This window comes from Verrucomicrobiales bacterium (assembly GCA_016793885.1).
In the GTDB taxonomy this organism is placed as follows: domain Bacteria; phylum Verrucomicrobiota; class Verrucomicrobiia; order Limisphaerales; family UBA11320; genus UBA11320.
The window spans coordinates 61,565-70,737 of record JAEUHE010000009.1 but is presented as its reverse complement, the minus strand read 5'-3'; the positions used below and the strand labels follow the sequence as shown (position 1 = coordinate 70,737).

The window sequence follows — 9,173 nt, the reverse complement described above, 5'->3', positions numbered from 1 at the left end:
ACCGGACGGTGAGGGTGGATCCGGTGGCCAACCAATCCGGAACCGCGCAGGTGACCCTGACAGTGAGTGACGCGAACGGAGGGACGGCTACCCGATCGTTCACGCTGACGGTGACGCCGGTGAACGATCTGCCGACCATTTCGGCGATTGGCTCGCCGACCATCGAGGAGGACGAGACGACGGGTGCGATCCCGTTCACGGTGGGGGACATTGAGACTGCGGCGGGCGCGTTGACGCTGCAGGCGACCAGTTCGAACACGGGCCTGCTGCCGGTGAACCGGATTGAGTTTGGCGGCGGTGGAGCCAACCGGACGGTGAGGGTGGATCCGGTGGCCAACCAATCCGGAACGGCGCAGGTGACCCTGACGGTGAGTGACGCGAACGGAGGGACGGCTACCCGATCGTTCACGCTGACGGTGACGCCGGTGAATGATCTGCCGACCATTTCGTCGATCGGCTCGCAGACTATCGAGGAGGACGAGACGACGGGGGCGATCCCGTTCACAGTGGGTGACCTTGAGACTTCTGCTGGTGCGTTGACGGTGCAGGCGACCAGCTCGAACACGGGCCTGCTGCCCGTGAACCGGATTGAGTTTGGCGGCGGTGGGGCCAACCGGACGGTGAGGGTGGATCCGGTGGCCAACCAATCCGGAACCGCGCAGGTGACCCTAACGGTGAGGGATGCGGATGGAGGCAGAGCTTCCACGTCGTTCACGCTGACGGTGACGTCGGGGAATGATTTGCCGACCATTTCGTCGATCGGCTCGCAGACTATCGAGGAGGACGAGACGACGGGGGTGATCCCGTTCACGGTGGGGGACCTTGAGACTTCAGCGGCAGCGTTGACGGTGCAGGCCACCAGCTCCAACACGGGCCTGCTGCCCGTGAACCGGATTGAGTTCGGCGGCAGCGGGGCCAGCCGGACGGTGAGGGTGGATCCGGTGGCCAACCAATCCGGAACCGCGCAGGTGACCGTGACGGTGAGAGATGCGAATGGAGGCAGCGCCTCCACGTCGTTCACGCTGACGGTGACGCCGGTGAATGATCTGCCGACCATTTCGACCATCGGTTCGCAGAGCGTGGACGAGGGCGAGACAGTCGGACCCATTCCCTTCTCGGTGGGCGATGTGGAAACGTCGGCGAGTGCATTGACGGTGAGAGCGACGACGTCGAATCCCGGGTTGGTGCCCGTTTCCAGGATTACCATCGTCGGCAGCGGGGCCGATCGGACTGTAACGGTGGTGCCGTTGCCCACCCGGTCGGGGACCGTGCAGGTGACCCTCACGGTGACCGATGCGAACAGTGGGGTCGCGAGCACGACATTCGCGGTGGTGGTCGACGAGGTGAATGACCTGCCGACCATCACCAGCGTGGCGACGCAATCGGTTGACGAGGATGGCACGGTTGGTCCGATCCCGTTTACGGTTGGAGATATTGAAACGGCGGCGAGCGCATTGACGGTGAGAGCGACCACCTCGAATGTGAATTTGGTGCCGGTGTCCAGAATCGTGATCACCGGGAGCGGCTCCGATCGGACGGTTACGATAACGCCGACGGCCAATCAGTTTGGAACCGCTGACGTCACCTTGACCGTGACGGACGAGGAAGGGGGGACCGCGAGCCGCACCTTTACTCTTACGGTCAACCCCGTCAACGATTTGCCGACCATCTCGAGCATTGGTGCGCAAGCGATTGATGTGGACGGAACCGCCGGTCCCATCCTGTTCACTGTCGGGGATGTTGAAACCGCGGCGAACGCATTGACGGTCAGCGCGAGCAGTTCAAATACCGGGCTGATTCCGGTCAGCAACATTGTCCTCTCGGGGAGCGGAGCGACTCGCCGGGTGACTGTTAGGCCGACGGCCAAAGTAGCGGGGGCGGCGCAGGTCACGCTGACCGTTTCGGACTCCACCGGGGGAACCTCGGATTCCAGATTCATTGTCACCGTTGGCGATGTGAACCCGATTCTAGTCGAAAACTCACTGCCTGGGACCCCCGTGAGGGAGTGGAACCCCGACAGCTCCGTTCCGACCATCCGTGGATTCACCGACGAGGTGAGCGTCAATAAAGGAGGGGCGGTCACCTTTTATATCCAGACCCCGGATGCGGCCGGGGTCACCTACGATCTGGTAGTCTACCGGCTGGGCTACTATCAGGGATTGGGCGCGCGTGAGGTGGCGCGGTTTACGGGTGTCTCAGTGGATCAGCCAACATGCCTCGAGTCGCCCACGCCCTCGCTGGATCCGGCCACGGACGCCACGGTTTTTCCCCGTTTGATCGATTGCGGGAACTGGAATCCCACCTGGACCTGGAACACACCGACGAACCTGGTGTCCGGCCTGTTCATGGCCCGGGTTGAGCGCCGTGACACTCGAATCTCCTGTGGGATCTTCTTTGTGGTACGGGACGACACCCGTAACTCTGACATTCTTTTGCAGACCTGCGACACGAGTTGGCAGGCCTACAACTATGGCCCCGCCTACTACGGGGGGAGCATACCTGCCAAGCGCACGATGGACGGACATAGTGTGCATGACTTCTTCAACCCGCGCGCCTACAAGGTGTCCTATCGTCGGCCCCATCTCTGGGCACTGACCAACATGGCTCCCCCGCATACGGAAATCGTGGGGGACAACACGGTTGGCGCCGTGCTGAGTTATGGCGAGGAATACCCCTTGATCCGTTTCCTGGAGGCCAACGGATTTGACGTGGCGTACACCACCGGGCGTGACAGCGATCGGAGAGGCGAGCTGATTCGGAACCATCGGATGTTCATGACGAGTGGTCACGACGAATACTGGTCCTTGCGGCAGAGGCAGCATATTCAGGCCGCGCGGGATGCCGGTGTGAATCTGGCGTTCTTTTCCGGCAATACCGCCTATTGGAAAATTCGATGGGAGGACGACCATCACACCATGGTGGTCTACAAGGAGCGGCTGGGCCTGAAACTGGATCCGCTTCCCGGTGTGACCACGGGGTCATTTCGCGATGAGACATTTGGCCCGCCACGATACGATGGGGCGGCGCCGGAGAATGAGCTGAATGGCTTGCTCACCACGCAGACGTCCTTCGTCGAGCGGTCGCTGCGAGTCCCCGAGGCGGACGGCAAGCTTCGCTTTTGGAGAAATACCTCGGTGGCATCCCTGCTTCCGGGCCAAGCGGCAACGTTTGACGGTCTGCTGGGCTACCAGCTTGACGGCGACGTGGACAATGGGTTTCGTCCTTCCGGGCTTTTCCATCTCTCGACGACTGAGGTTACGGACCAGGAGGACTCTGATTACGAGTTGGGCAACTCGACCATCCCACACCACATGTCGTTGTATCGGGCTGCGAGCGGGGCCTTGGTCTTTCACGCTGGCACCATGCGGCTTCAGCGGGCGCTTGCCGGCTATTACAACCAAGCTCCGGCTCCCCCGGACGCGCGGCTTCAGCAAGCGATCGTCAACCTCTTTGCCGACATGGGCGTCCAGCCTGCGGGCCTCCAGGCCGGGCTAAAGGTGGCGACACGATCCACCGACCTCACTGCGCCCACCGCTCGGGTCATCGACCCTCGGGGAGGGAGTTGCGCCAAAATCGAGGACACCGTGGTGGTTTCCGGCTCGGCTGCCGATGTTGGCGGAAGAGTGGCCGCGGTTGAAGTGTCCACGGACGGCGGACAGAGCTGGCATCCGGCCAGCGGCCGCGAATCCTGGACATACTCTTTCACACCTTGCAATGCAGGGCTGTATTCCATTCGTGCGAGGGCGGTGGATGATTCGGGAAATATTGGGCCTGCTTCGTCGAGTCGAGTCCTGAACGTTGGTATTCCAGGTAGTGTGGATTATGTGATCAATGGGAGCTTTGACTGTGGATTCGAAGAGCTCCCGGACGTGGGGCGGAATGCCCGCCTGGGGTTGGGTTGGTTTTACAGATCCGCGTCTGGAGCCGGACTTTCGCTCAACCAGGGGGGGCTCATCTCCGGATGGAACCTCCAGCGTGTGGTGGCTCGGGGGGTTGGCGACGGGATCGGTCAGCACCTGACGTTGGCGCCCGGTCGGGAGTATACCTTCGTCGCGCGAGTCTTCGTCGAGTCAGGACGCGTCGCCGTTAAGTTTGGGCGAGGTGACGAGGCGACCGATATCTTGACGCGTACCACTGACACGGGTAGCTGGCAGACGGTGAGAGCGACTTACGTTCCGGTCCAGTCGGAATGTACGTTCATGATTACCAGCGACCGCGGTCCGGCGACGTTCAAAGTGGACGATGTCGTGCTGACGAGCAGGAGTGATGAAGATTCCTTCACCTCCTCGCTGTCCGCCTTGCCAGGCGGGCTTTTCCAGCTCGAGATTTTGGGTGAGCCGGGATCCACCTGTTGCATTGAGACCTCGACCAACCTTTTGGATTGGGATTTCTTGTTCCTGGCGAATCCCACCAGCGGCCGGACCGTCTACCCAGTTCCTGCGGCACCGAGGATTCCCATGCGCTTCTTTCGCGCTGAGACGCCCTGAGGGGTGTTTGATGCAGTGGTATCGTCAGTTCCCGATGCAATAGAGATTCCGGTTCGAGCGCAGCAGCAGCCGATTACCGTGGAAGGCGGGGCTTGAATTGAAGACCCCGCGACCGGACTCCAAAGTGCTCTCGGCCAGGCGCTGAAACTTCGGCTGAGCGGCAACGGTGACGGTGCGACCCCCTCGACCCGTGTAGTAGATGCGGCCTTCCGCGAGGACTGGAGAGGCGTAGATCTGTCCGGGGGAAGGCTCCAGGCGTTCCTCGTAGACCAGCTCTCCCGATCGAGCGTTCACGCAGTAGACGACCCCGAGGTTTTCGTGCGCGAAGTAGAGATGGCCTTCATGCAGCAGGGGCGACGGGACGTTCGACCCCTTATTCACCTTCCACAGGACGTGCGATCCGGTGACATCGCCGCGACCCCCGCCGCGGATCGCCAGTCCGCCATTGGGGTTGCGTCCGCCAATCGAATAGATGATTCCGTCGGCCGCCAACGGGGTCGGGCACATGTACCAGTTGATGCCGGTATCGGCCTTCCAGAGTTGTTCGCCGGTGTCAGGGTTCAGGCCGACCACTTTTTTGAGCATGGCCAGCACCAGTTCGGTTTTTCCATCCGGCAGGCTGACGACCAGAGGCGCGTGCCAGGACTCCTTGATTCCGCCGGCGCGCCAGATCTCTTTTCCGTCCCGCTTATTGATCGCGACCACCGATTCACTCTCGATGCTGGCGTTGACGATGACCCAATCTCGGTACAGCACGGGGGAGGTAGCGGAGCCCCAGCCATTCAGCTGATCTCCCACTTTGGCCTGCCAGATTTGTTTCCCGGAATGGTCGAAGGCGAGCAGGCCCGACTTGCCATAGAAAGCATAGATGCGCTCCGCATCGGCGGCTGGGGTGCTGGAAGCATAACCATGGTCTTCGCGGATCCGTTCCTGTTCCGGCAGTTCCGCAGGGGTGGCGGTGTTCCAGAGGATTTTTCCATCGACCGGATCTAGGCAGATCAGGTGACGTTTGAGCTGGCTCAGCTCACCGGGTTCCCGGGAGGAGACCGCATAACCCGTGAAGCAGGTCAGGAAGATCCGATTGCCAATGACGATGGGGCTGGAGGCACCCGGACCGGGCAGGGGAGTCTTCCAGAGGAGGTTGGTGGAGTCGCCCCAGGATAGGGGGACCCCTTTCGCTTCGGTGGTGCCGGATCCTCCGGCGCCACGGAATTGAGCCCAATCGGCATGGGTGGGTGTCGGCTCGGTGATCAAGGTGAGGAGGATACTCGTCCTCAGAAGGAGAGTTTGTAACAGCCTACCGGCAGGCGTATGTGGGGTGAGCATGCAGAACAGGCTAGCTCATTCCCACACCACAGTGAATGAAAAATCGAAAGCGTCCGGTTTGCCGCTGGGGGCTATCGTCGTCCCCCCTTGGTCTTGTCGGTCGGGACCGACTGAATAGACGACATACCCTTGGGGCTTGATGCGGTAGCGAAGGCGCTTGCCATCGAATGGGTCATTTAGGTCAGCCACGGTGCCCGAGGTTATCAGCGCCTCGAGGGTTTCCGGCACTGCGCCGCCGTGCGCCAACCGGTGACGCTCCACCGCCAGGGCGAGCAGCGCGGAACGGCGACGGGCCTCCGCACCCAGGAGCCGGCGGGCCACTCTCTCCTGTCCGGACAGTGTCATCGAACTGAAAATCTTAGGCGGAAAGCTGTCTGCCCGGGTGATCGCTTCGGCGATCACGGTCTCCGATTTGACGATATCCTCCCAGCGTCCATTGCGGTTCAGTCCCAGAAGGGCGTCGAAGGTTTGGAGCAGGAGGCGGTGATCGAGGGACACGAAACCGAGGGCGTTCATCGGAGAGCGGCTGAGGGTGAGCCTTTCGCCCACACGCTCGACGAAAAAATCAGCGTTAGTGACGGACTGACTTTGGCCTCCTAGCTCGGCGATCGGGGCATTGAAGGCTCTCAGAGCCAGAACTCGTTCGCCGATCCAGGCCTGATACAGCGACTTCGAGAGGGTGAGCGAACTGAACAAGTGTTCCGCTCGATCCAACTGAGCGGAGGTAAGCGCTGCATAAGCCACGGTGGACTCGAGCGCGTTAAACGCGATGTTGAGGATCGCGAATCGAACCAATTGGCTGAGGCTGGAAGGTTCCTCGCGCAAGCACTCAGCCACCTTCAGCATTTGTTCGATGGCCTCGAGCGACGCAGCGCCGTCCCGGTCGTGGGCCGACAGCAGGGATCTTAGGAAGAGCCGTTGCGACTCCTGTTTCAGAAAGGGTAGGTGCGGGAGTTGATCGCTGAGTTTCACCGTGGTGCTGGAGGGGAAGTGCGCCTTTGGCAGCGTCAGCGCTTGGCGGACTCTGAGAGCTCGGTCGCGATGGGTGTCTTCGAATTCGCGGACGAGGGCGACTTGGTTGCTTGTCCAGGGCAGCTGGCTCGAAACTCGACCGCCCTCAGTGCCGAGGAGGGGCAGGGCACTTGGCACATCCAGAGGCTCGCGATCGGGCAGGGTCTCCGCTCGCTCTCGAACCGCCTTCCAATAGCGCTCATCCTCCTTTTCCCACAGGGCTATCAACGGGATCAGGATGTTTTCGTCATCCGGAGGTGCCTTATGCCAGGTCGCCAGTTCCTTAACTGTGATCGGTTCTCCGGCCTGGCGTGCCTTCCGTTCTAAATCCCCGATATCCTGGGAAATCCCTGACCGCCAGATGAGGAAAACGAGCCCGGGCACCACTACCAGGACGAGCAATCCCGTGGTTCCGACCATCACCCAGGTTATTTGACGCTTTTTCATCGCGGGCTGAGGGCTCCGGCTTAGACAAGGACTCCAGTCCATCGGTTGTTCCCAGAATCGCGGCTGATAGGCTTCCCAAAGGTGCCCTTGTTTGTCCTGCCGGACTCAGTGGGTGAGAACCGGAGACTAATAACAACTCAAATCGGTGCTTGTGAGTCGCTGAAAGAGGTGCCATGTTGCCCTTAGAAACTTCTCCTGGTACTTCCGTTTTTCAAGAACCTAATATTGTGAACTGTCCGATCTGTAATAGCAAACTGCCCTTTGGCCTCCAGATTCATATGGCGGCCGCGCATGGGCCCAACAGCGTTAAGCACAAGCTCGAAGCCTCGCCGGGAGGCGATGTGGCCGCCCCCGCGGGTGGCAAGCGTCGCCCGGGACAACGGAGGCAGGGACGTCCTTTCGGCAGGAAATCGGCCAAGGCTCCCCGCCGTCCTCGTCCGTTCTGATCGCTTGGCCTTGCCCTCGTAGGCTGCCGCGCATCGGCAGGCCAAGGGGGGAAACGCCTACGGGCATGCCGTGAGGCGTGTGCATCTCGCGTGGTTCGACAGTTCAGGTGGAGCGGGCGTGAAGAGCGGGGAAAGGTCTCACACAGAGGCCTCAGTGGTCACCGAGGAAGACAATCCAGACCGGGCCATTCTCCTTTTTAGGACTAACTAAACCGGCGGATGAACTCTCGATAGAACTCGTAAGCCTGCAGCACTTGGTCGATTTCGACGTATTCATCGGCGGCGTGCGCGCGATCAATACTCCCTGGCCCAAAGACCAGGCTGGGAAGCCCCTGACGAGAGAGTTTGCTAGCATCGCTTCCAAACGGCGCACCGCACGGTTTCGAATCCAAACCGAGCTCGCGGAGAATCGCTGCCCCGAGTTGAACGGCGGATGCGTCCAAGGGGGTGCTCAGAGCTTCATCCGTGAGCATAGGGGGTTCCATTTTCGCCGCAAACCCGGGATGTCGTGCCGCCAACCCATCCAGTAACCATTGATAGTGCCTCAAGACGTCTTCCACGAGTTCCCCGGGCAGTAGGCGGCGGTCGATCTCGATCACGCACTCGTCGGGAACAAAGTTGACCTGGACGCCCCCGTGGATGACGCCGACGTTGCAGGTCGCGGAGCCTACCAGGGGATGTTCCTGAACTTTCAGGCGTTCGTGATCGTCCTCCAACGCCAGGACCAGCCGCGCCATATGACTGATGGCGTTGATGCCGAGGTGAGGCTTCGAGCTGTGGGCGGCACGGCCGGTCACCCGAATTCGCCATCGAACCACGCCCTTGCTGGCTGCCACCAGACGCAGTTCGGTTGGTTCAGCCACGATCGCCGCTTGGCCAGTGAGTCCTTCACAGAGCTTCACAACTCCACGATACGAAAATTCCTCGTCCACGACAGCTGCCAGCCACACCTCGCACGGAGGGGTGATGCCTTCGGCTTTGAGGGAAGCGACGGCATGCATCATTCCGGCCAAGCCTGCCTTGGTGTCGCAGCTGCCTCGGCCGTACAGACGTCCCTCCTGGATGACGGGGTCGAAGGGGGGGATGGTCATTCCTTGGATCGACACGGTATCCGTATGAGCCTCCAAGACCACGCGTTTGGCGGGGTCTTTTCCGGGCAAGCGAGCGATCAGATTGTTTCGTCCGGGAAACACGGGTTGCTCCCAGGTCTCCACCCCTCGCGCGGTGAAGAACTCCCGAATGTAAGCCACCATCCCCGCCTCGGAGCATCCGGCATCATACGCGGGATTGACACTCTTGATCCGGACCAATTCGGCGAGCGTCTGAATGATTGGCGAACGGCTCATCCGCGAAACATGCGTTCAGGGCGTTGGACGTGTCAATTTCGATTGGGCGGTTGCTGAACCACGGATTTCGAGGATCTCACGGATTCGGGTCGAATTTCGTGGGTAACTCC

The 9,173-nt window shown here is 61.0% G+C and carries 5 protein-coding genes; 2 read left to right on the top strand and 3 right to left on the bottom strand.

Translation table 11 applies throughout. The features are described from left to right. Window positions 1–4,487 (top strand): tandem-95 repeat protein (locus JNN07_01145; protein MBL9166325.1); only part of this gene is annotated, 4,487 nt, incomplete at its 5' end. Window positions 4,488–4,511: 24 nt separating this feature from the next. Here JNN07_01145 and JNN07_01140 read toward each other — a convergent pair. Then, the gene (locus JNN07_01140; protein MBL9166324.1) at window positions 4,512–5,813 is read right to left on the bottom strand and encodes a PQQ-like beta-propeller repeat protein; all 1,302 of its coding nucleotides are present in this window, start codon (window positions 5,811–5,813) and stop codon (window positions 4,512–4,514) included. A 15-nt stretch (window positions 5,814–5,828) separates the two neighbouring features. Beyond that, window positions 5,829–7,271 carry a hypothetical protein gene (locus tag JNN07_01135; protein MBL9166323.1) on the bottom strand — a complete coding sequence of 481 codons (1,443 nt, stop codon included), beginning with the start codon at window positions 7,269–7,271 and terminating at the stop codon, window positions 5,829–5,831. Window positions 7,272–7,498: 227 nt separating this feature from the next. Here JNN07_01135 and JNN07_01130 point away from each other — a divergent pair, with 227 nt between their 5' ends. Continuing rightward, the gene (locus JNN07_01130) at window positions 7,499–7,717 is read left to right on the top strand and encodes a hypothetical protein (protein ID MBL9166322.1); all 219 of its coding nucleotides are present in this window, start codon (window positions 7,499–7,501) and stop codon (window positions 7,715–7,717) included. 203 nt (window positions 7,718–7,920) lie between these two features. On the opposite strand, the gene JNN07_01125 is transcribed toward JNN07_01130, so the two are convergent. Further along, complete coding sequence (locus JNN07_01125) at window positions 7,921–9,063, bottom strand: M20 family metallopeptidase (protein MBL9166321.1); 1,143 nt, start codon at window positions 9,061–9,063, stop codon at window positions 7,921–7,923. Window positions 9,064–9,173: the final 110 nt, after the last annotated feature.